Source organism: Phytoamicus setariae, from assembly GCF_016722925.1.
Taxonomy (GTDB): domain Bacteria; phylum Pseudomonadota; class Alphaproteobacteria; order Rhizobiales; family Rhizobiaceae; genus Rhizobium_E; species Rhizobium_E setariae.
On record NZ_JAEQNC010000003.1, the window covers coordinates 435100 to 460537 of the forward strand.

Annotated in this window: 29 protein-coding genes; 15 read left to right on the top strand and 14 right to left on the bottom strand. The window is 61.3% G+C overall.

The genetic code is table 11. The annotated features are described in order from the left end of the window. Positions 1–2 precede the first annotated feature (2 nt). The 6 genes from JJB09_RS07325 to JJB09_RS07350 all read left to right on the top strand — a co-directional run bounded on the left by JJB09_RS07325 (position 3) and on the right by JJB09_RS07350 (position 6395). Positions 3–368, top strand: a complete 366-nt coding sequence (locus tag JJB09_RS07325) for a YraN family protein (RefSeq protein WP_201655355.1) — start codon at positions 3–5, stop codon at positions 366–368. 153 nt (positions 369–521) lie between these two features. Beyond that, on the top strand, positions 522–1532 hold the full coding sequence (locus JJB09_RS07330) for a sugar ABC transporter substrate-binding protein (RefSeq protein WP_201655358.1): 1011 nt from the start codon (positions 522–524) through the stop codon (positions 1530–1532). Between the two features lie 62 nt (positions 1533–1594). After that, positions 1595–3145 (top strand): sugar ABC transporter ATP-binding protein, encoded by a 1551-nt coding sequence (locus JJB09_RS07335; RefSeq protein ID WP_201655361.1) that lies wholly within the window; start codon positions 1595–1597, stop codon positions 3143–3145. Then, positions 3135–4169 (top strand): ABC transporter permease, encoded by a 1035-nt coding sequence (locus JJB09_RS07340; RefSeq protein ID WP_201655364.1) that lies wholly within the window; start codon positions 3135–3137, stop codon positions 4167–4169. Before JJB09_RS07335 ends, JJB09_RS07340 begins: the two co-directional genes overlap by 11 nt. Continuing rightward, positions 4166–5152, top strand: a complete 987-nt coding sequence (locus JJB09_RS07345) for an ABC transporter permease (protein WP_201655367.1) — start codon at positions 4166–4168, stop codon at positions 5150–5152. The genes JJB09_RS07340 and JJB09_RS07345 overlap by 4 nt, the downstream gene beginning before the upstream one ends. 28 nt (positions 5153–5180) lie before the next feature. After that, on the top strand, positions 5181–6395 hold the full coding sequence (locus JJB09_RS07350; protein ID WP_201655370.1) for an SfnB family sulfur acquisition oxidoreductase: 1215 nt from the start codon (positions 5181–5183) through the stop codon (positions 6393–6395). Positions 6396–6468: 73 nt separating this feature from the next. Here the strand turns inward: JJB09_RS07350 and JJB09_RS07355 are convergent, their stop codons facing one another. After that, positions 6469–7680, bottom strand: coding sequence for an MFS transporter (locus tag JJB09_RS07355; RefSeq protein WP_201655373.1), 1212 nt, complete (start codon positions 7678–7680; stop codon positions 6469–6471). 119 nt (positions 7681–7799) lie between these two features. On the opposite strand from JJB09_RS07355, the gene JJB09_RS07360 reads away from it, so the two are divergent. Beyond that, on the top strand, positions 7800–8363 hold the full coding sequence (locus tag JJB09_RS07360; protein ID WP_201655376.1) for a TetR/AcrR family transcriptional regulator: 564 nt from the start codon (positions 7800–7802) through the stop codon (positions 8361–8363). Between the two features lie 25 nt (positions 8364–8388). Here the strand turns inward: JJB09_RS07360 and rutB are convergent, their stop codons facing one another. The 4 genes from rutB to JJB09_RS07380 form a co-directional block, all read right to left on the bottom strand. Further along, a complete protein-coding gene (gene rutB, locus JJB09_RS07365) occupies positions 8389–9138 on the bottom strand; it encodes a pyrimidine utilization protein B (protein WP_201655379.1) in 750 nt (249 codons plus the stop codon). Positions 9139–9194: 56 nt separating this feature from the next. After that, entirely contained in the window at positions 9195–9860 is a 666-nt protein-coding gene (locus tag JJB09_RS07370) for a LexA family transcriptional regulator (RefSeq protein ID WP_201655625.1), read from the bottom strand. Between the two features lie 124 nt (positions 9861–9984). After that, a complete protein-coding gene (locus JJB09_RS07375; protein ID WP_201655382.1) occupies positions 9985–10635 on the bottom strand; it encodes a response regulator transcription factor in 651 nt (216 codons plus the stop codon). A gap of 84 nt (positions 10636–10719) precedes the next feature. After that, complete coding sequence (locus tag JJB09_RS07380; RefSeq protein ID WP_201655385.1) at positions 10720–11070, bottom strand: hypothetical protein; 351 nt, start codon at positions 11068–11070, stop codon at positions 10720–10722. Positions 11071–11166: 96 nt separating this feature from the next. On the opposite strand from JJB09_RS07380, the gene JJB09_RS07385 reads away from it, so the two are divergent. Both JJB09_RS07385 and JJB09_RS07390 read left to right on the top strand, forming a co-directional pair. Beyond that, the gene (locus JJB09_RS07385; RefSeq protein ID WP_201655388.1) at positions 11167–11514 is read left to right on the top strand and encodes a DUF952 domain-containing protein; all 348 of its coding nucleotides are present in this window, start codon (positions 11167–11169) and stop codon (positions 11512–11514) included. Further along, complete coding sequence (locus JJB09_RS07390; RefSeq protein ID WP_201655391.1) at positions 11511–12596, top strand: quinone-dependent dihydroorotate dehydrogenase; 1086 nt, start codon at positions 11511–11513, stop codon at positions 12594–12596. Before JJB09_RS07385 ends, JJB09_RS07390 begins: the two co-directional genes overlap by 4 nt. On the opposite strand, the gene JJB09_RS07395 is transcribed toward JJB09_RS07390, so the two are convergent. From JJB09_RS07395 to JJB09_RS07405, 3 genes are read right to left on the bottom strand one after another with little or no spacing between them, the layout of a single operon-like run. Then, on the bottom strand, positions 12572–13909 hold the full coding sequence (locus JJB09_RS07395) for an MATE family efflux transporter (RefSeq protein ID WP_201655394.1): 1338 nt from the start codon (positions 13907–13909) through the stop codon (positions 12572–12574). The genes JJB09_RS07390 and JJB09_RS07395 overlap by 25 nt on opposite strands. Beyond that, positions 13910–14455, bottom strand: a complete 546-nt coding sequence (locus JJB09_RS07400) for a CAP domain-containing protein (protein WP_201655397.1) — start codon at positions 14453–14455, stop codon at positions 13910–13912. Then, complete coding sequence (locus tag JJB09_RS07405) at positions 14452–14721, bottom strand: DUF6460 domain-containing protein (RefSeq protein ID WP_201655400.1); 270 nt, start codon at positions 14719–14721, stop codon at positions 14452–14454. Before JJB09_RS07405 ends, JJB09_RS07400 begins: the two co-directional genes overlap by 4 nt. Before the next feature lie 91 nt (positions 14722–14812). On the opposite strand from JJB09_RS07405, the gene JJB09_RS07410 reads away from it, so the two are divergent. Further along, a complete protein-coding gene (locus JJB09_RS07410; protein WP_201655403.1) occupies positions 14813–15760 on the top strand; it encodes a class I SAM-dependent DNA methyltransferase in 948 nt (315 codons plus the stop codon). A gap of 109 nt (positions 15761–15869) precedes the next feature. Here JJB09_RS07410 and JJB09_RS07415 read toward each other — a convergent pair whose 3' ends face one another. After that, positions 15870–16778: an SDR family oxidoreductase gene (locus JJB09_RS07415; RefSeq protein WP_201655406.1), complete on the bottom strand. Its 909-nt coding sequence runs from the start codon at positions 16776–16778 to the stop codon at positions 15870–15872. Between the two features lie 75 nt (positions 16779–16853). Here JJB09_RS07415 and JJB09_RS07420 point away from each other — a divergent pair, with 75 nt between their 5' ends. Both JJB09_RS07420 and JJB09_RS07425 read left to right on the top strand, forming a co-directional pair. After that, positions 16854–17417, top strand: coding sequence for a TetR/AcrR family transcriptional regulator (locus tag JJB09_RS07420; RefSeq protein ID WP_201655409.1), 564 nt, complete (start codon positions 16854–16856; stop codon positions 17415–17417). Between the two features lie 67 nt (positions 17418–17484). After that, positions 17485–18108: a YitT family protein gene (locus tag JJB09_RS07425; protein ID WP_201655412.1), complete on the top strand. Its 624-nt coding sequence runs from the start codon at positions 17485–17487 to the stop codon at positions 18106–18108. A gap of 3 nt (positions 18109–18111) precedes the next feature. Here the strand turns inward: JJB09_RS07425 and JJB09_RS07430 are convergent, their stop codons facing one another. Together JJB09_RS07430 and JJB09_RS07435 are read right to left on the bottom strand one after the other, a co-directional pair. Next, positions 18112–18573: a carboxymuconolactone decarboxylase family protein gene (locus tag JJB09_RS07430; protein WP_201655414.1), complete on the bottom strand. Its 462-nt coding sequence runs from the start codon at positions 18571–18573 to the stop codon at positions 18112–18114. Between the two features lie 24 nt (positions 18574–18597). Continuing rightward, entirely contained in the window at positions 18598–19095 is a 498-nt protein-coding gene (locus tag JJB09_RS07435; RefSeq protein ID WP_201655417.1) for an Rrf2 family transcriptional regulator, read from the bottom strand. A 132-nt stretch (positions 19096–19227) separates the two neighbouring features. Here JJB09_RS07435 and JJB09_RS07440 point away from each other — a divergent pair, with 132 nt between their 5' ends. After that, positions 19228–21750 (top strand): ligase-associated DNA damage response DEXH box helicase, encoded by a 2523-nt coding sequence (locus tag JJB09_RS07440; protein WP_201655420.1) that lies wholly within the window; start codon positions 19228–19230, stop codon positions 21748–21750. A 12-nt stretch (positions 21751–21762) separates the two neighbouring features. Further along, entirely contained in the window at positions 21763–22488 is a 726-nt protein-coding gene (gene pdeM / locus JJB09_RS07445) for a ligase-associated DNA damage response endonuclease PdeM (protein WP_201655422.1), read from the top strand. Here pdeM and JJB09_RS07450 read toward each other — a convergent pair whose 3' ends face one another. Further along, complete coding sequence (locus JJB09_RS07450; RefSeq protein ID WP_201655425.1) at positions 22489–23043, bottom strand: dihydrofolate reductase family protein; 555 nt, start codon at positions 23041–23043, stop codon at positions 22489–22491. 93 nt (positions 23044–23136) lie between these two features. On the opposite strand from JJB09_RS07450, the gene JJB09_RS07455 reads away from it, so the two are divergent. Further along, positions 23137–23637 (top strand): winged helix-turn-helix transcriptional regulator, encoded by a 501-nt coding sequence (locus JJB09_RS07455; RefSeq protein WP_201655428.1) that lies wholly within the window; start codon positions 23137–23139, stop codon positions 23635–23637. 6 nt (positions 23638–23643) lie between these two features. On the opposite strand, the gene JJB09_RS07460 is transcribed toward JJB09_RS07455, so the two are convergent. Beyond that, positions 23644–24453 carry a TIGR02186 family protein gene (locus JJB09_RS07460; protein ID WP_201655431.1) on the bottom strand — a complete coding sequence of 270 codons (810 nt, stop codon included), beginning with the start codon at positions 24451–24453 and terminating at the stop codon, positions 23644–23646. Further along, positions 24450–25376, bottom strand: a complete 927-nt coding sequence (locus JJB09_RS07465; protein WP_201655434.1) for a TSUP family transporter — start codon at positions 25374–25376, stop codon at positions 24450–24452. The genes JJB09_RS07460 and JJB09_RS07465 overlap by 4 nt, the downstream gene beginning before the upstream one ends. Positions 25377–25438 lie beyond the last annotated feature (62 nt).

The window sequence follows — 25438 nt, forward strand, 5'->3', positions numbered from 1 at the left end:
CGATGGCGAAACGAAACCTTGGAGATCGCCGAAAAGCGCATCAGAGAGGTTACGTTTCCGAGTATTTCGCTGCTTTCTGGCTGCTCGCGAAGGGCTACCGGATCGTGGCCATGCGCTATAGGGCAAAGTCGGGCGAGATCGACATCATTGCCCGCAAAGGTCAGTTGATCGCCTTCGTCGAGGTCAAGGCGAGGCGCACGACCGAGGATGCGGTGTTCGCGGTCAGTCACGACGCCCAGAGGCGAATCACCAATGCCAGCCTCGCCTGGCTTGCCCGGCAGCCGGACGCTGCATTGCTTTCGCTGCGCTATGACATCATCGCCGTCCGCCCGTGGAAATTACCGGTGCATTTCGCCAACGCTTTCTGACGTCGGGAATTTTCGTCTCCCCGCGTACATATCCTGAGATTTCCATTTCGTTTGAAGGGTGCGTTTTGAACACCCTTTTCTGTTGGCCATAACAAATACACTTATTCTATAGACTATATGTTATCATATGGCTTATTCGAAAAGGGGTATCAAATGACTGAACGAAACTTCACAGGTGGCCTTGGTCGCCGCGACATCCTCAAGCTTTCGGCGTTGGCCGGCGTCGTCGCTGCCGGAGCAGGCCTGATCGGCAGCCAGCAAGCGCGCGCCGACGAAAGCCTGTCGCTCAAGGGCAAGCGGATCGGCATCAGCGCCACCGGAACCGATCACTTTTTCGACCTGCAGGCCTACAATGCCCAGATCGAGGAAGTGAAGCGGCTCGGTGGCGAGCCGATCGCCGTGGATGCCGGCCGAAACGACGGCAAGCTGGTTTCGCAACTGCAGACGCTGATCGCCCAGAAGCCGGACGCGATCGTGCAACTGCTTGGCACGCTTTCGGTCATCGACCCGTGGCTCAAGAAAGCCCGCGATGCCGGCATTCCGGTGCTGACGATCGACGTCGGCTCCAACAATTCGCTGAACAATGCAACCTCCGACAATTGGGGTATCGGCAAGGATCTGGCGCTGCAGCTGGTGGCCGACATCGGAGGCGAAGGCAATATCGTGATCTTCAACGGCTTCTACGGCGTCACTCCATGCGCCATCCGCTACGACCAGCTGGTCAACGTCACCAAGTACTTTCCCAAGATCAAGATCATCCAGCCGGAACTGCGCGATGTGATTCCAAACACCGTACAGGACGCCTTTACCCAGATCACCGCGATCCTCAACAAGTATCCGGACAAAGGATCGATCAAGGCCGTCTGGTCGGCGTGGGACATCCCGCAGCTTGGCGCGACCCAGGCTATCGCCGCCGCTGGCCGTAGCGAAATCAAGACCTACGGCGTCGACGGCAGCCCGGAAGTCCTGCAGCTGGTCGCCGATCCGAAGTCGCCAGCGGCCGCCGATGTCGCCCAGCAGCCGGCCGAACTGGGCCGCACCGCCATCCGCAACGTGGCGCGCCTGCTCGCAGGTGAAACGCTGCCGCGAGAAACCTATGTGCCGGCGCTACTCGCCAACAAGCAGAATGTCGGTGAAGTCAGCAAGAAACTCGGCATCAGCTGACAAGCAAACCAGGTGCCGGCGCTCACGCCGGCATCTCAGTTGCGCATCCGAAAAGGCCCGCCATGTCCTTCACTCCCTCATCCAAAGCACCGGAAGCGTCCGATGCGATTATCCGGCTCAGCAACATCGTCAAGCATTTCGGTGGCGCCCGCGCGCTCGATGGCGCATCGCTGACAGTCATGCGCGGCACGGTGCATGGCCTTGTCGGCCAGAACGGCGCCGGCAAATCGACCCTTATCAAGCTGCTTGCGGGACTTCACCAGCCGGACGGCGGGCGCATCGAAATCGATGGCGTCTCCCATGCGCAGCTCACGCCGCATCTGGTCGAAGAGCTCGGCATCCATTTCATCCATCAGGATAGGCTGCTGGTGCCGACATTCACGATTGGAGAGGCACTGTTTGTCGGCCGCGAGCCACGCATGTCAGGAACCCCGTTCGTTGACCGCAGAAGAATGAACAGGGAAGCAGAAGCGCTGCTGCACCGGTTTTTCGGGATAAAGCTTGAGGCATCCGCCCTGATATCGGACCTGACCACGGCCGAAAGACAGATCATCCAGATCACCCGCGCGTTGATCAACAAGCCCAAGGTGCTGGTGTTCGACGAGCCGACGGCTGCCCTGGTGCGGCGCGAGGCCGATATCCTTTTCCGGCTGATCCGCAAGCTTCGCGACGATGGCATCAGCGTTATCTACATCTCGCACTATTTGCGCGAGATCGAGGCGCTTTGCGACACCGTGACTGTGCTCCGCAACGGCCTGGACGTCGCCACGCTACCGCTCGCCGAAACCTCGGCGGCGGCAATCGGCACACTGATGGTGGCGCGCGACATCAGGGAACTCTACCCCAAACGACCCATTGAATTCGGCGAAACGGTGTTGAAGCTCGACAGGCTTTCATCGACAGGTAAATACGATGCCGTTTCGTTTACGCTCCGAAAAGGTGAAATCCTCGGCTTGACTGGCCTGCTCGGTTCAGGTGCCAAGGATCTCTTGCGCACATTGTTCGGGCTGGAGCAGCCGACGTCGGGATCGGTCGAGTTGAACGGCAAAACTGCATGGCCCGCCGACCCCTCCGAGGCTTCGCGCAGGCGGCTGGCTCTCATTCCCGAGGACCGCCGCCGCCATGGCGTGGCGCTTGACCTGAATGTGCGAGAGAATACGACTCTCGCGAGCCTTGGGCGCTTCACCCGCTTTGGCCTGATCAACCGGCACGCCGAGAATTCCGAAACGGAAGCGCTGGTCAAACGCCTGCAGATCAAGACGACAGGTCGGGAGGCATTGGTGCGCTCGCTTTCCGGCGGCAACCAGCAGAAAGTCGCGATCGCCAAATGGCTCAGCCATCATTCGGAAATCTATCTCCTCGATGAGCCGACCGTAGGTGTCGATATTGCCGCCAAGGTCGAAATCTACTCGCTGATTGGCGAGCTTGCCGCTCGTGGAGCCGGCATCATCGTGCTGTCATCTGACCTCGATGAACTGGTCGGCATCGCCGACAGTGTGCTCGTCATGTTCCGCGGCCGGGTCGTCCGGGAAATTTCAACATCCCGAACCACGCCGGATGAAATCCTTGCCGAAGCGACCGGCTCCAAGGAGGCCCTGCGCCATGTTGGTTGATACCCACTACCCATCATCGCTGACTGAAAACGAGACCGTGTCCACATCCAGGCCGACAGGGTCGGGAAAACAGCTCGCAACGGCGACGCTGCGCTACGGCTCGCTGCTGGCGTTCCTGATGATCCTCGTGATCTTTTCGCTGACGGCACCCTATTTCCTGACCATCGGCAATATCGGCAACGTCCTCGGACAGTCCGCCATTGCCGGGGTTCTGGCGATCGGACTCACCATCGTCATCATCGCCGGCGGCTCGAACGTCGTCACCGGCGGCATCGACCTGTCGCTCGCCGCCAATATGGGGCTGAGCGCCGCAGTTTATGCCAGTCTTACCCAAGCTGGGTTTGGCGACGCAACTGCCGTTGTTGCCGCCCTTGCGACTGGCCTCGTCATCGGCACCGTCAATGCGATCGCCGTGGTTGCGGCAGGCATCGTACCACTCCTGGCAACACTCGCGGTCATGAATGTCGTGGCTGGGCTTGAACTCGTTCTAACCCAGAATACGGTCATCCCTGCCTCGACCGCGTTTCTGGATTTTCTGTCAGCCAGCCCCTTCGGCTTTCCAATGCTCGCTTATGTGCTGATCGGATTTACGGCGATCATCGCGGCGATCATCCAATACACGCCGTTCGGATTGAGGCTGTATGCGGTCGGCGAATTTCCGGAAGCTGCGCGCGCTGCCGGCCTACCGGTCAAGCGCTATGTTGCAACTTCGTTTCTCGCCAGCGGATTGTGCGGTGGCATCGCCGGAATTCTCTCCGTCTCCTATCTCAGTGGCAGCACGACCGGCTCGGGCGAGATGTTGCTGCCGGTGGTGGTGACGGCGCTGCTCGGAAGCGTATTCTCACGCCGCCTGGTGCCGACCATCCCCGGCACCCTGCTTTCGGCGCTGTTCGTCGGCCTGCTGCTCAACGGCTTCCAGCTTCTCAACATCTCCTCGACACTCGTCAGCGGCGTACAAGGCGTGCTGATCCTGCTCGTGGTCTCTGCCACCACGCTGCTTCGCAACCAGGAAAACCAGCCATGAGCGCCCCTCATACACGTGATCCAAGAGCCCCCTTTCGGCATATCACCCGTCATGCTCTGACAATTGCACTGTTTGTCGTCGTCGTGACTTTCTCGCTGGTGTCGCCCAGTTTTCTGACCACGGCAAACGTCACCAGCATCCTCGTCAATAACTTCGCGCTGCTGGCCATCGTGTCCATCGCGATGACGCTTGCGGTCGCTGCCGGCGGCATCGATCTTTCAGTCGGCACGGCGATCGACTTTGCGAGCTTCGCTTTCGTCTCACTCGTTCTTGCAGGCCAGCCGATCGGCATTGCCCTACTGGGCGGGATTGCGGCCGGCGTGGCCGTCGGAATTTTCAATGCAGTGCTGATCGCCGGTGTCGGCGTGTCACCATTCCTGGCCACGCTCGGCAGCCAGTTCGTCGGCCGAAGCGTCCAACAGATCCTCACCAATGGCGGCAACCCGGTTTATCTACCTCCGGCAGGCGTTCCGGAAAGCTTCACCTTCCTCGGCCGCGGCACCGTGCTTGGCCTGCCCGTGCCACTGATCATCGCCGCCGCCGTGATCATCGCAGCCACGATCGTCCTTGGCCGCACGCGCTTCGGCCGCGTGACTATATCGGCCGGCATCCAGGCTCCAGTCGTGCGCTATTCAGGCATCCGGCTCCGCGCCTATGTCGCGGCCTGCTACATTCTTGTTGCCGCCACCGCCGCCATCGCCGGACTCATCCTCACCTCGACGGTGACCGTCTATATCCCGAATTCTGGCAATGCCTTCCTGCTCAATGCCATTGGCGCAACCTTCATCGGCACCACCCTCAATGCCAACGGACGGCCGAACATTGCCGGCACCGCGCTCGGCGTATTGCTGCTCAGCGTCGTGTCCAACGGCCTGCTGCTCAGCGGCCTGAACTTCTACTGGCAACAGGTCGGAACCGGGCTGCTGATCTTTGCCGTACTCGCGCTCAGCTTCACCAACAACAAGGCGGCGCGCCACGCCTGAGTGGCCCGGCCGACAGAAAGATATCATCATGACACAACAAACCGCACTTTCCGAAAAACTCCCGGTTGCCCGCCGGATCTCAACCGAGGCCGAAGCGCTATCGGTCGCGCGCCAACTGGCCGCCGATTTTGCCAGCGGTGCAAGCCGCCGCGATCTCGAACGCGCCCTCCCACATGCAGAACTCGACCGTCTTTCCGACTCCGGTCTCCTCGCCATCACGGTGCCCGAAGCGTTCGGCGGCATCGATGTCTCCAACTCGACGCTGGCGGAGGTCATTGCAATCCTGTCGGAAGCTGACAGCTCGATCGGTCAGATTCCTCAGAACCATTTCTACATCCTTGAGGCGCTGCGCCACGACGGCACGGATGAGCAGAAAGCTTTCTATTTCGAACGTGCGCTTGCAGGCGACAAGTTCGGCAACGCGCTTTCGGAAACAGGGACCAAGACCGTCGGCCACTACAACACCAGGATCACTGCTGATGGGGCCGGCTTCCGCATCAACGGCCGCAAATTCTACTCGACGGGCGTGCTGTTTGCCGACTGGATCGTGATCTTCGCCAACGATGCCGACGACAAGCTGACAATGTCGTTTGTACCGCGCGGCACCAAGGGTATCGAGATCATCGATGACTGGGACGGCTTTGGCCAACGTACCACCGGCAGCGGCACCACTGTGCTGAACGACGTGTACGTGCCGGCCGATGCCGTCGTCCGGCACCATCTGGGCTTTGAACGCCCACAGACGATTGGCTCGGTCGGACAGATCATACAGGCCGCCGTCGATCTCGGCATTGCCCGCGCCGCGCTCAGGGAAACGGTCGATTTCGTCCAGCACCGCGCGCGCCCCTGGATGGATGCCGGCGTCGAACGCGCCTCCGAGGATCCCTTGACCATCGCCAAGGTCGGCAGAATTGCCATACAGATCGATGCCGCAACGGCACTGACCGACTCGGCCGGGCGAAAGGTCGACCTTGCGCAGATCGATCCTTCAGACGAAAACACCGTCTCGGCCACCCTTGCCGTTGCGGCGGCCAAAGTGCTCACGACAGAAATCGCGCTCGAGGCGACCAACACGCTGTTCGAACTCGCGGGAACCTCCTCGACCCGGCGCAGCCACAATCTGGACCGCCACTGGCGCAATGCCCGCACCCACACGCTGCATGATCCGGTGCGGTGGAAATTCCATGCTGTCGGCAACTACCTGCTGAACGGCATCATCCCGCCACGCAACGGGGCACTTTGAATACGCTGTCAACGACGAATTTCGTCGGGTCGGCCAGGACGTGTCCGACCCCTTCGTCATGCGTTGAACCACATCAGGCCGCCGAGGGCTCCCGGCGCGGGGCCCGCGTCGCGGCAAGCGAGATGGCGGCGAGCAGGATGACAATGCCGCCATAAAGATAGGCAGCATTGGAAAGCCCGATGCTCGGCGCGATCAGGCCGACAGCAATCGTCGGCAGGGAGAAGGCCAGGTAGCTCTGGATGAAGAAGGTCGAGAGCAGTCCGGCGCGCTCATCGGGATGGGCGAGCGGCAGCACGATGCGGAGCGCGCCCGAGTAGCACGAACCAAAGCCGACGCCGGTGACAACCGCGCCCAGCAGCATCAGCGGCACCAGATGCAGATAGACACCGGCAAGCGTGACCGCGACCCCTGAAATCAGCGACAGCGTGCCGATCGTCAGCACCTGCGTCCCTGGCCGGCTCTTGAGTACGAGCGCCGTGAATGTGGCGGTCAGCGTCAGAATTGCAACGATGACGCCACCGAACACCGGGGCGGTAATCCCCGTTGCAACCCGGATCAAAGACGGCATCAGCGAGAAATAGAAGCCACCCAGCGCCCAACCGGCAATGTTGACGGGCGTGATCCTGAGCAACGCCTTGCGTGTCTGGGCTGGCACCGCAATGTGCGGCTTGAGCGAGGCCCAGGCGCCCTTCTTGCCCTCGGTCGATTCCGGCAGCCAGCGGAGCAGCACGATCAGTAGAAGTGTTGCGGCAAGCAACACCACGTAGACGAGCTGGGTCGGCAACGGCGCATAGGTGACGAGAACACCTGACACCAATGAGCCTGCCGTCAGCCCGATGAATGCCGTGAGGCTGTTGATCACGGGACCGCGCGCCCGGTCGAAATCGAGGATCGCTGCCCCCATCGTGGTCATGGCCGCACCCGCCGCAAGCCCCTGAATGGCCCGCGCCAGTACCAGCATCCCCGCCGACGCTGCTTCGGCAAACAATGCCATCGCGATGAGATTGAGACCAAGAGCGCCAAAGATCACCGGCTTGCGACCCACATAATCCGACAACGAACCAATGGTCAGCAGCGCTGCAAGCAGAGTGAAGGCATAGACGGAAAAGATCGTCATCAGCATCACGGGCGTCAGCCCGAGCGTCTCCTGGTAGAGGTGGTAGACCGGCGTCGGCGCGCTGCTGCTGGCGGAAAACAGCGCCGCGGCGACAACGCCATAGGCAATCGATATCCGGCGTGAAAACTGCCCGGGATGAGCAAAATGCGAAGGACTTGTATCGGACATGGATGTGACCTATCCTAAAAGCTAAATCATAGCGTTAAGGTCATGTACGACGAAAACAGCCTTAACGCAATTATTTTGCGTTAAGAAGACGGAGAAAAGTCTCCTCGCGGGTATTGGCAATGGCGATGAAGGAAAGGGTCAGGGTCGGCGGGCGCAGTGCACGCATCCAGGCCGAAGTGCACAAGGCGGTCAAGGAGCTACAGCAGGAAGCCGATCGCGCCGAGCTGACCGTGCCGATGATCGCGGCCCGTTCAGGCGTCACGCCCTCGACCATCTACCGTCGCTGGGGCGATCTTGCCGAACTCTTGGCCGACGTTGCGGCGGAACGCCTGCGGCCGGTGTCCGACCCGGACGACACCGGCGCACAGATCAGCGACCTCAAGGCCTATGTCGAGCAATATGCCGAGGAGTTTTCCTCGCCCACCGGCCGGGCCATGCTGCGGGATATATTTTCCAGCGCCACCGACGCGACCTACACGGGCCAGTGCTGCGGCTACACATTCGACCATCTGAACGTCATTGCTGGCCGTGCCAAGGCGCGCGGCGAACACCCGATCGTGGTGCAGGACATGGTCGACCACGTGATTGCACCGATCATGTACCGCATCCTGTTCGGCGGCGGCGAATTGACCGAAGCCTATTGGCAGGCGCTGCTCGACCGCGCCATGCCGGCAACGGCCTGACACCGGCCGATGCAGCCGGCCGCTGTCATTCACCGGCCGCATCGGCCGGCGCTGCCTGCGAGATCGCGCCGCAGAAATCATTAACGGTCGAGACCCAGCCGAAGAATTTCTCGACATTGAAGATTGTCGCCTGCTGAATAAATTCGGGACCGAGATGGTTGGTCGCGTCTTCGAGCATCACGCCGAAATATTCGAGATGGAAGGCATCGCGCAGCGAGCTTTCGACGCAGACATTGGTGGCGATGCCGACAAAGACGAGATTGCGGATGCCGCGCGCCCTGAGAATGCTGTCCACGCCGGTGTTGAAGAACCCGCTGTAACGCGTCTTCGGCACGACGATATCGCCCGGCTGGGGCGCGAGCTCGTCGATGATCGCATAGTCCCAGCCGCCCTTAGAAAGCAGCTGGCCCTGCAGTTCCGGCCGCGCCCGCATGGTCTTCAGCGCATTGGACTTGTGCCAGTTGGGCGATCCGGGACCACCTGCCTCGACATAGTCCTTGTCCCAGCCGTTCTGGAAATAGACGATCTGCACGCCGTTTTGGCGCGCCGCATCGAGCGTCTTCTTGATATTGGCGATCGTGCCCTTGGCGCCGGAAATATCGAAGCCGGCGATATCGACATAGCCTCCCTCCGTCGCGTAGGCGTTCTGCATGTCGACCACGATGACAGCGGTTTCCGACGGCTTCAGGGTCAGCGGTTCAGGTCGCGCCGGCAGCGTTACGCTTTGCGTAGGCGCCTTCGGTGCGTGATAGCCAGTGATCCCAACATCAGTCATCTTGTCCTCCCCAATGCCGCAGGCGCTGGTTGGAACCGACGGCCTGCAATTTCCCCTTATTGGCTAGCCCAGATGATCCGCGCGATCCAGTCCACGTCGGCAACTTCGATCGTCCGTCCGGGATGTTCGGGGTTGAGCGACATCAGCTCGATGGCCTTGGGCGTCTGGCGGATCAGCACTTTCGCCATCACCTCGCCCTCCTTGGTGCGCACGACGATGCGGTCGTTGCGGCGGACCTGCGCACCGGGCTCAACGATCAACACGTCGCCGTCGCGATAGAGCGGCATCATGCTCTCGCCTTGGACCTCCAGCGCATAGACACCGGATTTCTGTGCGGGTGAAACCGGAAACTCCACCACATCCCAGCCCTGGCCAGCGGGAAAGCCGCCATCATCGAAGAATCCGCCGGCCCCCGCTTGGGCGAAGCCCAGCAGCGGGATGGTCGAGGTTTGTGGCGGAAACGCCCCGTCCGGCAGGCCCGAAAGCTTGAGCGGCCCCTGCAACACAGCCATGAAGTCCTCAATGGTCGAGCTGGTCGCCTCGAGAATTTTGTAGATCGATTCCGTCGACGGCCAGCGCTGCCGTCCGTCCGCGCTTTGCCGCTTCGACTTGTTGAAGGATGTCGGATCAAGACCCGCCTTGCGGGCAAGTCCCGACGGCGTCAGCTCGTGGCGTGCCGCCAGCTGGTCGATCGCCTCCCAAATCTTGTTATGCGAGAACATGGCCGGCCGGTGCTTTCGGATGGGCGTGAGCATCTTGTTGAGGTTCTGCCGTATAATAGCCACAGTGGCGGCATGAGTAAAGCGATACAGGAATAAAATCCTGCCATGGGAAAATTTTTCCAGATCAGGCAGAAATCGCCGTGCCGATCTTAGCCATCTGGATCACGGCCTGGGTACGGCTATCGACGTCGAGCTTGAGCAGGATCGCCGACACATGCGCCTTGATCGTCGCTTCGGAAACGCCGAGTTCATAGGCGATCTGCTTGTTGAGCAGGCCCTCGCCGATCATGCCGAGCACCCGCGTTTGCTGGGGAGTCAGCGTCTTGAGCCGGCCGATCAGCGTCTCGATCTCCGGATCATGCTCGCGACCGGCATCAAAACCCGGCGGAAACCACAGTCCGCCTTCCAGAACCGTACTTATGGCAGTGCGGATCTCCTCGATGCCACTGGATTTCGGAATGAAGGCGGACGCGCCGAGTTCGATCGCCCGGCGAATGGTCGCTTGATCGTCGCTGGCGGTGATCACCGCTACCGGGATGTTCTGAAATTCCGCCCGGATCATCATCAGTCCGGTGAGACCGCTGCCCCCCGGCATGGTCAGGTCAAGCAGCATCAGATCTGCTTCGCCATGCATGCGGGCCGCTTTGCGAGCCTCCTCGAAATCACCCGCCTCGACAATCTCCGTGCCGCCTGCCGACTGTGTCAGAGCCTGCTTCAAGGCGCCGCGGAACAACGGGTGATCGTCGGCAATGATAATGGTCGCGGCCTGGCTCATTTCTCCCCCGCGGGCATGGTTTTTATCGCCCGTTTACTGTCGTTGGGGAAGGCTACAACACGACGGGTCCAACCGAAAGCACTTTTACAACGTGCAGTCCTTGGTCTTCTCGCCAGCGATTGACATAAAGCTTTTCATCGCCCTCTCGATGGCCGAAAGAGCCCTGTCGAAATCCTCTGCGGAAGACGTGCGATCCTGCTGCAGCGCCTGCTTGCCGGGTTCGCTGCCGGCCAAGCCACCGGCATCGACCGCGCGGCAGGCAAAATCGTCAACTTCGTCCCGGCAGAAAGTCAGCGCGCCCGATACGGTATCGAGCCGGACAAAACCACCTGATACCGGGACGATCTGGTAACGGGAGGCAGCCGGCTCGGCTGCAAATGACATTGCAGGCAGCACCGCAAGAGCGATCGCGAGCGGCAAAAAACGTGGGAGCATGGTTTTTCCTCCAGTTTAAGCAGGGTGTACGCCGGCACGCCTTTTCCACAGCGGCAAAAGGCGCTAGGGAGCGAAGAAATACGAGGATACGAAGCAATGTCAGGCATAATCTACAAGATCGTTCCAGCAGATTTGTGGCAGCAGGCCGAAGCCAGCGGCACCTTTACCGGAGCGCCGATCGACATTCAGGACGGCTACATCCACTTTTCTACCAGCGCCCAGGCGCGCCGAACGGCCGAACTTTACTTTCACGGCCAAACCGACCTGCTGCTCGTCGCGGTCGATGATGCAGAACTGGGCGACAAGCTGGTCTATGAACCATCGCGCGGCGGCGACCTCTTTCCGCATCTTTACGGGACATTGCCGGTCTCCGCTATCCTTTGGGCCAAACCGCTGCCGCTCGAAGCCGATGGAAACCATCGCTTTCCGGAGGACATGCAATGACGGACGCGCTTTGGCCGCTGATCCGCGCCGGTCTGTTCAGGATCGATCCCGAGACGGCGCACGGCCTGTCGATCACCGGCCTGAAAACCGGCCTGATGCCGGCCCCGGCGGCGGAAGACGACCCCCGCCTGCATGTCGATCTCGCCGGATTGAAATTTCCCAATCCCCTTGGCCTTGCCGCCGGCTACGACAAGAATGCCGAGGTGCCCGCAGCGATGCTGAAGCTGGGCTTCGGCTTCACCGAAATCGGCACGGTGACGCCAAAGCCGCAGAGCGGCAATCCCCGGCCCCGGCTGTTCCGTCTGGTGGCGGATCAGGGAGTCATCAACCGCTTCGGGTTCAACAATGAAGGCCATGCCGCAGCGCTGGAACGGTTGCGCGGCCGGCCCGCAGGGATCGTCGGCGTCAATATCGGCGCCAACAAGGATACGACAGACCGGGTCGGGGACTATGTCGCGGGGATCGGGAACTTCTATCCGGTCGCACGCTATTTCACCGCCAACATCTCCTCGCCCAACACGCCCGGCCTGCGCGACCTGCAGGCGCGCGACAGCCTGCGTGAACTGCTCGTTGCCGTGCTTGCCGCCCGCGACGAGGAAGCGAAGAAGTCCGGTCGGATCGTACCGGTATTTCTCAAGATCGCACCGGATCTGACCGAGGAAGGCCTCGACGACATATCAGCCGAAGTGCTGGCCAGCCGCCTCGACGGCATCATCGTCTCGAATACGACGCTGTCGCGCGACGGCCTTGCCGACCGGGTGACGGCAGCCGAGGCAGGTGGGCTTTCCGGCAAGCCGCTGTTCGAGAAATCGACCGCCGTGTTGGCCCGCATGCGCAAGCGCCTTGGCAAGGATTTTCCGATCATCGGGGTAGGCGGCATCCATTCGCCGGAAACGGCTGCGGAGAAAATCCGGGCAGGCGCCGATCTCATCCAGCTCTATTCCGCGATGGTCTATGAAGGGCCGGGCCTGCCGGCACGGATCGTGCGCGGCCTGTCGACACTGTGCAATCGCGAAAAGCTGGCCAGCATCCGGGATATCCGGGACAGCCGCACGGACTACTGGGCCGGCCTGAAGATCTGATCGCGCAGCGCCGGCACCCGCACAGCCAGAAGGATGCCGCGCAAAATCAGAAATACGTTGAGCGATATCCACAGTCCGGTGTTGCCGGCGAGTGGGACAAGAACCGCGAGCGCCACGCAGTAACCGGCAAAGGCCAGAATCATGCGGTTGCGCATGGCATGCGACCAGGTGGCGCCGATAAAGACGCCATCCATCAGGAAGGCCAGACAGCCCGAGACGGCAGTGATCGCCGCCCAGCCGAGGTGATCATAGGCCACCACGCGCACCGATTCGACCGTCGTCAGGAAATCGATTGCTGGCCGGCCGATCGCCAGCAGGCCGAGCGTGGTGAAGATCGCCAGAACCAGCGACCAGTAGCCGGTGAGCTTCAGGCCACGATCGAAGGCCGGCCGCCAGTGGGCGCCGATCGACCGGCCGATGATCGTTTCGGCAGCGTTGGCCAATCCGTCGAGCCAGAAGCCGGCAATCATGAAGAAGTTCATCAGCACCGCATTGGCCGCGAGCGTCACCGGGCCGAACCCCGTGCCGATCCGCGTCATCAGGAAAAACGCCGCGAGGAGCACGAAGGAGCGGATCATGATGTCAGTGTTGAGCGAGAAAAGCTGCATCAGCCTCTGGCGATCAAGCAACCCGGCAACCGCAAGCGGGTTGCGATGGCGAAACCTGGCCAGGATGATCGCCAGCCCGGCGAGAGCACCGATGGTCTCGCCGGTGATGGTAGCAAATGCAATACCGGAAATACCCCATTGCAGCGTCAGGCCGAGGAAGATCGACAAGACGATATTGATGCCGTTGATCAGCGCCTGGAGTAACAGGCCGATGCGCGCCTGGCCCCGGCCGAGCAGAAAGCCGAGGATTGCATAGTTGGCGAGCCCGGCCGGCGCCGACAGCACCCGGATCGTGAACCAGTGGCTCGTCGCATCGGCAGCACTCTCTTCCGGCGCCATCAGCAACAGGCCCGCCTTGAGCAGGAACGGCGACAGTGCCGCGACGCCAAGTCCGAGCGCCAGCGACAACAGCAGCGCCCGCCAGAAGACGGCTTCCTGCTCTTCTCGGTCGCCGCGTCCCCAGGCCTGGGCGACGAGTGCCGTGGTGGAGGCGCGCAGGAAATTGAATGTCGCGAAAATCAGGTCGAACAGTACCGAACCGATCGCAAGTCCGGCCAGGATCGCCGGATCGCCGAGCCGGCCGGCGACCCCCGTGTCGGTGATGCCGAGCAACGGAATGGTGAGAAAGCCGAAGGTCATCGGCAACGCAAGTCCGAGCACCATGCGGTGCGTGACTTCAAATGCACCCGACGACCTGGCGTCCATTTATGCGCCCCGAATACCCAGGAAAGACGGATCCGGATTGGACAGCACCATCGCCCAGTACGGCCTGCTGCCGGTGCCGGAGTTTCGGGCGACCGCAACGCCCAGGCCGCGATAGGAACCGAGCATGTTTTCCAGATGCTTCTTCGAATGGATCCACGCCGCGACCGCTTCGTCAACCGTGTCCTGACCAGTAGCAATATTTTCCGCGGCTGGCAGTCGGACGTCCATGCGTTTCATGCGGGCAAGGAAGCTCTTGTCGGACCCGAGATGATGATCCATGCGACCGTAGCGCGACATGATGATCGCCTGATCCTTGGCGGCGCTGGCGGCGACCGGATCGGAGGACAACCCCGACAGGCCCTTCTTGCGGCGCACGGAATTGACCATGGGCAGTGAAGCCTCGGTCGCATCGACCACAGCACCCGATTCGATCGGCGCGAGCGCTGTCGTAGTCGAGCACGACGACAGGACAAGCAAGCCCGTGGTGGAGACGAACCCGCCAAGGAGGAGGCGGCGGGTTGGATTGATCAGCGTCGGAGAGGTCAAGATTTTCGCCAGTTCAGAATACGAAGAAGGATGAAGATCGGGATTACGATGGCGGCACCCAGGATGAGATAGTCGCCAACCCGCCCGAGAGCCGCAAATCCCGAGCGCCAAAGCTCGACAAACGAGCGCCGGAACCAGTTGACGATGTCCAGCGGGTAGAGCCCGAAAGTGCTCATGATGAAGCCGACCACGACGCAGATGACAACGAGCTTGACGATGGTGCGGCCGGGTGTGCCACCCAGCAATCTGTTCAGCCCATCCGCCATACATTTCTCCCGCATTGAATCTCAAAGAATCGCTTGACCGCGCGACAAGGCGGAAATTAGACAATTGCACCTCTAAATCAAAGAAAATCACATGAAACCTGCGACTAGCCGCAATATGACCTCCGGCGACCTCGTCGCCGACCGCCGCGCCGACTACGCTGTCATGCTGGCCGACAGCGGCGACCCGGCCGCGGCCGCCGAGCTGATGGAGCAGGCGATGGAGCTTGCGCCCGGCTGGGCGGCAGGGTGGTTTCGGCTTGGCAGCTATGCCGAGAAGGCCGGCGATAACCAGAAAGCGATCGCTGCTTTTCGCCAGGTTCTGGTGCTCGAGCCCGGTGACATTTTCGGCGCACGGCTGAAACTGGCGGTACTTGGCGATGCCAGCCAGCCCGACCTGCCCCCGAGTTCCTACGTCGAAGGATTGTTCGACGATTATGCCGATCGGTTCGACGCGGCACTGGTCAAAAAGTTGCAATATACGGTGCCGGAGAAACTCGCGGCACTGATTGCAGCCAATACCAGTAGCCGGATCTTCCGCTGCACAGTCGATCTCGGCTGCGGCACCGGGCTGTTTGCCGCTGCCTTTCGCGAACTTGCCGGCATCATCGAAGGCTATGACCTTTCAGGGCGGATGCTGGCCAAGGCGGCAGCCAAGGGTCTCTATGCCCAGCTCGGCAAGGCCGACCTGTCGCTGCCGCCGGATCGATCAGGCCTGTTTGGCGCGGCCGCCAGCCATCGCGCGGATCTCGTCGCAGCGGCCGACGTGATGATGTATCTCGGCGATCTCGAGGCTGCATTCACCAATGCGGCCACGCTCCTGTCGCCCGATGGGGTCTTCGCCTTTTCGGTGGAATTGTCAGAAGCCACCACCGGTTTCGAACTGAGGCCATCGCTGCGCTATGCGCATTCAGCCGCCCACGTGGAACGAATGCTCATCAAGAATGGAATGGCATCCTTTGCAAGGGAAGAAACCGTGATCCGCTGGGACGCAGGTGCGCCGATATTGGGGCTCCTGCTGCTGGCAAAACCGGCCAGCTAATTACGGTCCCGGGGCCGAGAACGGCCACAAGGGCGTGCTTTCACAAGTCACCCCCTGGCCGAAACCGAGTTCGTTCCGGAGACCGACCAGTTCGAGCTTTAGGCTGTCGTTATCTGTAACCGGTGGCGTCGGCGGGTCTGCCGGCGTCCTGCACCTCGGTTACGTAACGCCACGCATCCGGCCGCGACCCATCCAGATCGGTGAAGCCGAAAATTTGAGCGAGCCCGCCGCTCGACAGCGATTGGCCATTGAAGCGGGCGCGATCCGGATCGGAGGCCAGCGCCACAACGGCGCGGCCGACGAACCGCGGCGTTTCCGAAATGACGAAATGCGGCACATGCGTCGTGGCGTCCCGCCAATTCGCCTCGGTCACACCGAAGGCCTCCAGCATCATCTCCGAGCGTAGCCAGCCTGGCGTCAACGAAACGGACGTCGCACCAAATCTGGCGAGATCCTGCGCATGCGACCAGCCCAATCGGTTTACCGCGGTCTTGGCTAGATCGTAGAAGGGAGATAGACGGTAATGCTCGGCGTTGTATTCGGCGGTCCCATCGGTCACCTCCACGAGCAAGCTGCCGGGGCGCTCGATCATCAGCGGCAACGCATAGTGGGCGGTGATCAGGTGCGTGTCGATGCCGAGCCGTAGAAGCTTCAGGCCATTTTCAAGGTTGTGCTCCCAGACCGGCTTGTTCCATTCGAACAGCTTTTCGCCGCCCCAGATGTCGTTGACGAGGATATCGAGCCGGCCGGCTTCGGTGCGGATGCGCCCGACCAACGCCTGGACCTGCTCCGGTATAAGGTGATCGACCTGGACTGCGATGCCATTTCCGCCCGCCGCAGTGACAATTTCAGCCGTCTCCTCGATGGTTTCAGGGCGGGCATAATCGGATTGCTGGTGGCGCGTCGTGCGACCGGTTACATAGACCGTCGCGCCTGCCGCACCGAGTTCGGCCGCTATGCCGCGCCCGGCACCGCGCGTGGCACCCGCGATGAGTGCGATTTTTCCCGACAGCGTCATTTACGGTCCTCCCGCAATTCTGTAGTCTGCCATGATTATTTATAAACAATCGTTCGGTTATATTGGATTGTCAAGATGCCACGAAAAAAGATGCTCGCAGATGACGCCGTGCTCGAAGCAGCTTATCAGCTAATCCGCATTGCCGGACCCGATCAGTTGACCTTCGCACGGATGTCGGAGATGACCGGTTTGTCGGCGTCGACGCTGGTACAACGGTTCCGAACCAAGGCCGGGTTGCTGCAAAGCGCCCTGCTCCGCGCCTGGGACCAGCTCGATGAGAGGACGGCGTTGTTGAAAGCAGCCGTACCTCAAAGTCCAGAAGGGGCGATCGCGATGCTGGTCGGACTCTCGGAGGATTACGGCGCCATCGAGCACTATGCCGACGGGCTGATGATTTTGCGGGAAGACCTGCGCGATCCCGTGCTCAGGGCGCGGGGAACTGCCTGGAAGACAGAACTTTGTGCGGCACTGGACAGGTGCTTTGCCGATGCCCCGGGCGCCGGGAAAGGAATGGGACTGATGATGGCGGCACAATGGCAGGGGTCGCTCGTCTGGTGGGGCTTTGATCCTGTGGGTCGCGTGGAAGACCATGTAAACGAGAGCCTGCAGCGCTTCATCGCCGCACTTTCGAGCCGTTGAGCATTAGCATGTTGCGTCGCAACAAAAGTCGCGATAGAGCAGCGCCAGCTCATATACGGATCCCCTCATGCCCAAAATCGGACTTTGGAACACCGCGCCCACGAAACATTCGCTGTTCGAGGATGCGCAAGGCTTGTTCACGGGCACGGTGCTGGCAGCACTTGGCATCATGCTGCTTTCCAAGGCGGGGCTGCTGACCGGCGGCGTTGCCGGCATGGCTTTCCTGCTGCACTACGCCTTCGGCTGGAGCTTCGGGCTTGGCTTCTTCGTGATCAACATCCCGTTTTACTATCTCGCCTACAAGCGGCTTGGTGTGGCGTTCACCGTCAAGACCTTCCTGTCGGTTGGCCTGCTGTCGCTGTTGACGCAATACCAGCCGCAGTTCATCGAGATCGGTTATGTCAATCCGGTCTGGGCGGCGATCCTCGGCGGATTGCTGATCGGCATGGGCATGCTGGCACTCTTTCGCCACCGCGCCAGCCTCGGCGGCGTCGGCATTCTCGCGCTTTACCTGCAGGACCGCTTCAAGTGGAAGGCCGGGCTGGTGCAGCTTGCCATCGATCTATCCATCCTCTGCATGGCCTTTTTCGTCACCAGTCCGCTGATCGCGCTGGCCTCGGTTGTCAGCGCGGTGGCGCTGAACTTCTTCATCGTCATCAACCACCGCACCGACCGCTATATCGCGATGTAGCAATCAGGCTGCCTTGGTCGCCTGATCCACCGGATGTTGTGAGCGAAAGCCGACGGCAAGCCGATTCCAGACGTTGATCGTGCCGATAGCCACAGTGAGCTTGGTCATCTCGTCTTCGGAGAAATGCGCCTTCAGCGTCTCATATGCATCGTCCGGCGCGCCGGTCTGTGCAATGTTGGTGACGGCGTCGGTCCATCCGAGCACGGCGCGTTCGCGCGCATCGTAGACCGGAGATTCCTTCCAGGCCGAGACGAGATTGATCCATTGCTCGGACAGGCCGCTATGGCGAGCTTCCTTGACATGCATGTCGACGCAATAGGCACAGCCGTTGATGATGGAGGCGCGCAGCTTGATCAGATGGATCAGGCGCTTTTCGATGCCACAGGTCTGCACGAATTCCTCGAGCGCAGCGACGGCCTTGTAGGCTTCGGGGGAGGCTTTGTAGAAATTGAAACGGGCTTGCATTCGGTTTTCCTTTCCGTGTGGGGTTCAAGCAGATTTGCGTTCATGGAGTTCGAGAAAGGCGCATCCGCGTGCGGTGATGGCGCCATCCTTGTCGGTCTCTGCCAGACCGCGGCGGATCTCGGCGATCGTGACCCGGCCCAATTCCGCGCGCCAGGCACGTTCGGCGTTCAGCATCGCGGTGGCAATGCCGCAGGGCTCCGTCGGTTTGCCAGGCAGCGGATTGGGGCCGCGCTGACGGATCTCGTTGCAGCGAAAGGCGGGAGCCTGGCCTTCGACGGCCAGCACGATATCGAGCAACGAGATGTCGCCGGCGGCCCGGGCCAAGCGATACCCACCCTTGGGACCGGGTACGGTTTCGACAACCCCGGCCCCGGACAGGGCCTGCAGATGCTTCAGGAGATAACTGGCCGAGACTCCATGAAATTCGGCAAGCGCGGCTGCCGACAGCACGCCGCCCGGCGACAATGTCGCCAGCATCGTGACACAATGGATCGCCTGTTCCACGCCATCGCCAAGTTTCATTCCGATCGCTCCATTATCATGGATATTTTTTATCCGTGATTCCTGAGCGCGTCAAGAGACTGCGTATTCGTTCTTGCCTCGCAACATGAAAGGACTATTTTCCTCTCAGCAGAACGAAGCAGGGACGGCAGCATGGATGCGAAGACCACGAACGGGGAGAGTGCCGCGCTGCCGGCGCCATTCTCCGGCTGGTTTGCTGCCAAGGGCTGGACACCACGGCCGCACCAGCTCGCGCTGATCGAGAAGACCGGCGCGGACCAATCGGCCCTGTTGATCGCCCCCACCGGCGCCGGCAAGACACTCGCCGGCTTCCTTCCCTCGCTGATCGAGCTCCATCGCCGCGGCCGGCACAAGCCAGGCACCGGATTTCACGGCATTCACACGCTCTATATCTCCCCCCTCAAGGCGCTCGCGGTCGATATCGAGCGCAACCTCGAGCGGCCGGTGAGCGAAATGGGGCTTGCCGTAAGCATCGAGACCCGCACCGGCGACACACCCCAGCACAAGCGCACCCGCCAGCGACTGAACCCACCCGATATCCTGCTGACGACCCCCGAACAGCTGGCGCTGCTGATTTCTTCGAAGGAGGCGGAGCGTTTTTTCAAGAGTTTGCGGCTCGTCATTTTCGACGAATTGCACTCGCTGGTGACCTCCAAGCGCGGCCATCTGCTGTCGCTAGGGCTTGCGCGACTGAGAAAGCTCGCACCTGATCTCCGCACCATCGGCCTTTCGGCAACGGTCGCCGAGCCGGATGACCTGCGGCGCTGGCTGGTAGCGCAACGGACGGACCAGGAGAACCTCTCCTCGCTTGTGACAATTACCGGCGGCGCCAAGCCGATCATCACCATTCTGCGCACCGAGGAACACATTCCATGGCAGGGCCATTCGGCGCGCTATGCGATGGGCGAGGTCTACGAGGCGATCAAGGAGCACCGCACGACGATCCTGTTCGTCAACACACGCTCGCAGGCCGAATTGCTGTTTCAGGAACTCTGGCGGATCAACGACGACAGCCTGCCGATCGCATTGCATCATGGCTCACTGGATGCGGGCCAACGCCGCAAGGTGGAAGCGGCGATGAGCGACAACCGGCTGCGTGCCGTTGTCGCCACATCCACCCTCGATCTCGGGCTGGACTGGGGCGATGTCGATCTCGTCATCCATGTCGGCGCACCGAAGGGCGCTTCACGACTGGCCCAGCGCATCGGCCGCTCCAACCACCGGATGGACGAGCCGAGCCGCGCCATCCTGGTGCCGGCCAACCGTTTCGAGGTGATGGAGTGCCAGGCGGCGCTGGACGCCAACTATCTCGGTGCGCAGGACACGCCGCCGGTGGGGGCCGGCGCGCTCGACGTGCTTTGCCAGCATATTATGGGCCTTGCCTGCGCCGACCCATTCGACGCGCTTGCAATCTACAAGGAAATCACTTCGGCCTCGCCCTATGCGCATCTCGCGTGGGAGACATTCGAGCGCGCGCTCGATTTTGTCGCCACCGGCGGCTATGCGCTGAAAAGCTACGAACGCTACGCCAAGATCCGCAAGAACAGTGACGGGCTCTGGCGCGTGTCGAACCCACAGTTCGTCCAGCAGTACCGCATGAACATCGGCACGATCATCGAAGAGCCGATGCTGAACATTCGCCTCGTCAAGCAGGGAAGAGGTGCGGCAGGCCGCGGCGGCCCGGTGCTCGGCCAGGTCGAGGAATATTTCGTCGAAAGCCTGGCGCCGGGCGACACGTTCCTGTTTTCCGGCAAGGTGCTGCGTTTCGAAGGCATCCGCGAAAACGAGTGCCTTACATCGGAAGCCCGCGCCGCCGATCCGCGCATCCCCGCCTATGCCGGGGGCAAGTTTCCGCTGTCGACCTATCTTGCCGAGGGCGTCCGGGCGATGCTGGCCGACAAGGGCGCCCGTCGGGAACTGCCCGACCAGGTGTGCGACTGGCTGGCGCTACAGGAGGAAAAATCCGTGCTGCCACGGCGTGACGAGCTGCTGATCGAGACGTTTCCGCGCGGCAGCCGCTATTTCATGGTCGCCTATCCGTTCGAAGGGAGACTGGCGCACCAGACGCTCGGCATGCTGCTCACCCGCCGGCTCGAACGCGCAGGCGCCAAGCCGCTCGGTTTTGTCGCGACGGACTATTCGCTGGCAATCTGGGCACTGGAAGATATCGGCGCGTTCTTTTCGCGGAAGAAAACTTCGGTTTCTGAACTCTTCAGCGAGGACATGCTGGGCGACGATCTCGAAGCCTGGCTCAACGAAACTTTCCTCCTCAAGCGCACCTTCCGCAATTGCGCCGTGATCGCCGGACTGATCGAGCGGCGGCATCCGGGCAAGGAAAAGTCCGGCCGGCAGGTGACGGTTTCATCCGACCTGATCTACGACGTTCTGCGCGCCCACGAACCGGACCATATCCTGCTGGAAGCCACCCGGCATGATGCGGCACAGGGGCTTTTGGATATTCAACGTCTTGGCGATATGCTGATGCGAATCAAGGGGCATATCAAGCTGATGCGCCTCGACCAGATCTCGCCGCTTGCGGTGCCGATCATGCTCGAAATCGGCAAGGTTTCGGTGGCCGGCTCTGCCGACGAGGCCCTGCTTTCGGAAGCGGCAGACGACCTGATCGCGGATGCGCTCGGCCCGACCGGGCAATAGGAATGGATTTGCATGTACCGGCTGGCAACGGCAACAACCGACAACGCGATGATACCGGCTCCATCCTGCGTGACAGAGATCAACGGCGTGCGGATCGTGCTGGATCCGGCGGGTGCAATGCTCTTGCCGCAGCACAGCCTGCTCTGCGTCTCCGACCTGCATCTGGAGAAGGGCGCGGCTTTTGCCCGCCGGGGGCAGCTGCTGCCGCCATGGGACACGCTTGCGACGCTGCGCATCCTTGCGGCGGTCATCGCCCGGCACGATCCCCGAATCGTCGTTTCCCTGGGCGACAATTTCCACGACCGGCTGGGTTCGGTGCACATGCCGGCCGAGTTCCGGGCGATGATCAACGAGATGGCGCATGGTCGGGAATGGATCTGGATCAACGGCAACCACGACCCCGATGGCGTGACGGATCTCGCCGGCACCGCTGCCGACACGCTGGATTATGCCGGCCTGCATTTCCGCCACGAACCGTTGAAGCAACCGCAACCGGGAGAAATCGCCGGGCATCTGCATCCGGCCGCCACGCTCTTGCGCCGGGAAAGGGCGGTGCGCCGCCCCTGTTTCGCCACCGACGGGCGGCGGATGATCATGCCGTCCTTCGGGGTCATGACCGGCGGCCTCGATATCAACAACCGCGCCTTTGCCGGCCTGTTCGACAAGGACCGACTGACCGCCCACATGTTGAGCCAGGGCCGCATCCACAGCTTTGCCCATTCCGCATTGCGGGGCTGATCAGTCGGCGTTCCGAGGCTTGTAACGGAGGATGACCGAGCCGTTCGAAAGCGGACGGGCTTCCAGCAGGTCGAAATCGAGCGGCGCGCCACCCTTGAAGAAGCGGTTGCCCTTGCCCAGCGTCACGGGCACCACGCAGAGCATGACTTCGTCGACGAGACCGGCACCCATGAGCGAATGGGAGAGCTCCGCGCTTCCGAAGACGTAGACATCCTTGCCGGGCGCCTTGCGCCTGCGGGCAATCTCCGCGTCGATATCGGCCGTCATCACTGTATTGTTCCATTCCGACATGGACTGGGTCCGCGACGCGACCAGCTTGGGAAGGGCGTTCATGTAGGTCGTGATGGTCGAAGGTTCCGCGGCAGTCCAGTAGTCGCGCATGCCCTCATAGGTCACCCTGCCGAACACCAATAGGCCCGCCTTGTCGCCGAACTCATTGGCCATTGCCTCAAGCTCCCCGCCCCAGGCACGATTGTGGAATTCGAGATCCCATTTTTTCTCGCCCTCGTAGAAACCGTCGAGCGTTACGAGATTCCAGACGATTACCTTTGCCATGCCACGTCCTCCCGGCTTTACCAGTTGCAATCTGCAATCGGTTGATACATACGGAATCTGATTGTATTACGCAAGCAGTTTTCGGAGTACATCATGAACGAAGCCCATAGATCCGGCTGCCCCATCAATCTCACGCTGGAGATCCTAGGCGATCGCTGGAGCCTGATCGTGCTGCGCGACATGATGTTCGGCAATCGCAGGCATTTTCGCGAGCTGCTTTTGAAATCGGAGGAAGGCATTGCCTCCAACATTTTGGCCGACCGGCTGAAACGGCTGGTCGACAAAGGCCTGCTAACCAGAACGGCCGACCCAAGCCACAAGCAGAAGGCGCTCTACAGCCTGAGTGAAATGGGAATTGCTCTGGTTCCGGTATTCGCCGTCATGGGAGCCTGGGGACGGAAATTCCTGCCCGTTACCGAGGAACTCAGCATACGCGCCGAACTGCTCGAAAATGGCGGACCGAGGATGTGGGAGGATTTCATGCAGGAACTGCGCAACATCCATCTGGGCGCCCCACCGCCCGCGCAATCGGTTCTGGCCGGATTGCAGAAGGCCTATGAGGATCTGGTGGCGGCAAAATCGGCCGTCGCCTGATGTCCCTCAGTCCTTGCGGAACATGATACTGGCGCCCCAGCCGGTGATCACGGCCAGAAGCACTGAAAACAGACCATAGTAAAGCGGGGTCTCCTCGGCGGCACGGGTGATTGTCTGTTCGAGCCCCGTCTTGACCACATGCAGCTTGAGTTCCTTTTCCGCGACGTAGACGCCATTCTTGAAGGCCACCGCGCGGATGGTGTGCGTTCCATTCGGAATATCGGCCGGAATGTGGATCGTTGCCTGGAAAAGGGACGAGGACGAAACGAAGGAAACGCCACCAGGATTGCTTTGGTAGAGCTTGGACTTGTGCTTTAGATTGAGGAAAGCGTCACGATACTCGATCACCTCCTCGGCCCGCCCGGAATAGGTCGAGGGCACGATCTTGGCTCGGGGCAAACCGATATTGTAGGTGTAGAGCTCCATCGGCGTCCCGATCTGGTCTATGACCCTCGTCGAGGCCATCGAGAAGGACTCCGGCATCCACTCGAACGTTACGGAATGCCTGTTGACCCAGACGCCGAACACGCGTTCTTTTTTGCGCACCGTGATGAAATCGCGCGGCCCTTCGAGCGCGACGACGACGTCATACGAACCGATGGCCAGAAGATATGGATCGATATTGTCGAGCGCCCCGAACACCGTGACATCAGTACCGGAAAAGTCCGGCGCGATCGCGATTTCACGGGAACTGACGCCGATATTGATGGCCTCCGGCAATCGCGCCGAAGCGAGCGGCAGCTTCTCGGCCGCCGCCATCTCGGCAGCCGACGCCATCAGCACCAGCGGCAATACCATGGAGAGGAGGCGTCTCATTGGAAGGCCCCCGTGCGTGCGATCGAGTAAAGATCGGCGGGCGCAAGGAAAAGGTCGATGGCGAGGCGCGCGCCGACAGCAAGGATCATCAACGCCAGCAGCGCCCGGAGTTGCTCGGCGCGAAGCCGCTGGCCGACCCTCACCCCGTACTGCGCGGCGACCACGCCGGACAGCATGAGGATGAAAGCCAGCACGATGTCGACGGAATGATTGGTGACCGCCTGAATCACGGTCGAATAGGTCGAGACGAAGATGATCTGGAAGAGCGACGTGCCAACGACGACACTGGCAGGGATGCGTAGCAGGTAGATCATCGCCGGAACCATGATGAAGCCGCCGCCGACCCCCATGATCGACGTCAGCACCCCGACGCCAAAACCGAGCGCGGCGACTGGAACGATCGACAGATAGATCTTCGACTTTTTGAACCGCATCTTGAATGGCAGCCGGTGCACCCAATTGTGCTGCCCGGTGCGCTTGAGGGTTACCGTTTCATTGCGCCGTGCGCGGCGCAGGGCATTGACGCTTTCCCACAGCATCAAGGTGCCCACCGTGCTGAGCAGCACGACATAGAGCAGCGAAATCACCAGATCCAGCTGGCCGAGCGCACGCAGCGCTGCGAAGATCCAGATGCCCAGCGTTGCCCCGAAAAGGCCGCCGACCAGCAGAACAGTTCCCAGCTTGAGATCGATGGTGCCGCGTCGGAAATGGGTAATGGCGCCAGAAATAGAGGACGCGACGACTTGATTGGCCCCCGTTGCCACAGCAATGGCAGGCGGCACGTTGTAGAAGATCAACAGCGGCGTGATCAGAAAGCCACCCCCGACGCCGAACATGCCGGACAAGAACCCCACGGCCGCGCCCATGCCCAGAATGATGAAGATGTTCACCGAGAGTTCGGCTATGGGCAGGTAGATGGTCACGCGGGGGTCCCTCGCCGACAATAGATCAGTGACAGGCCCGAAAAATTCTGGCCTGTTCCAGA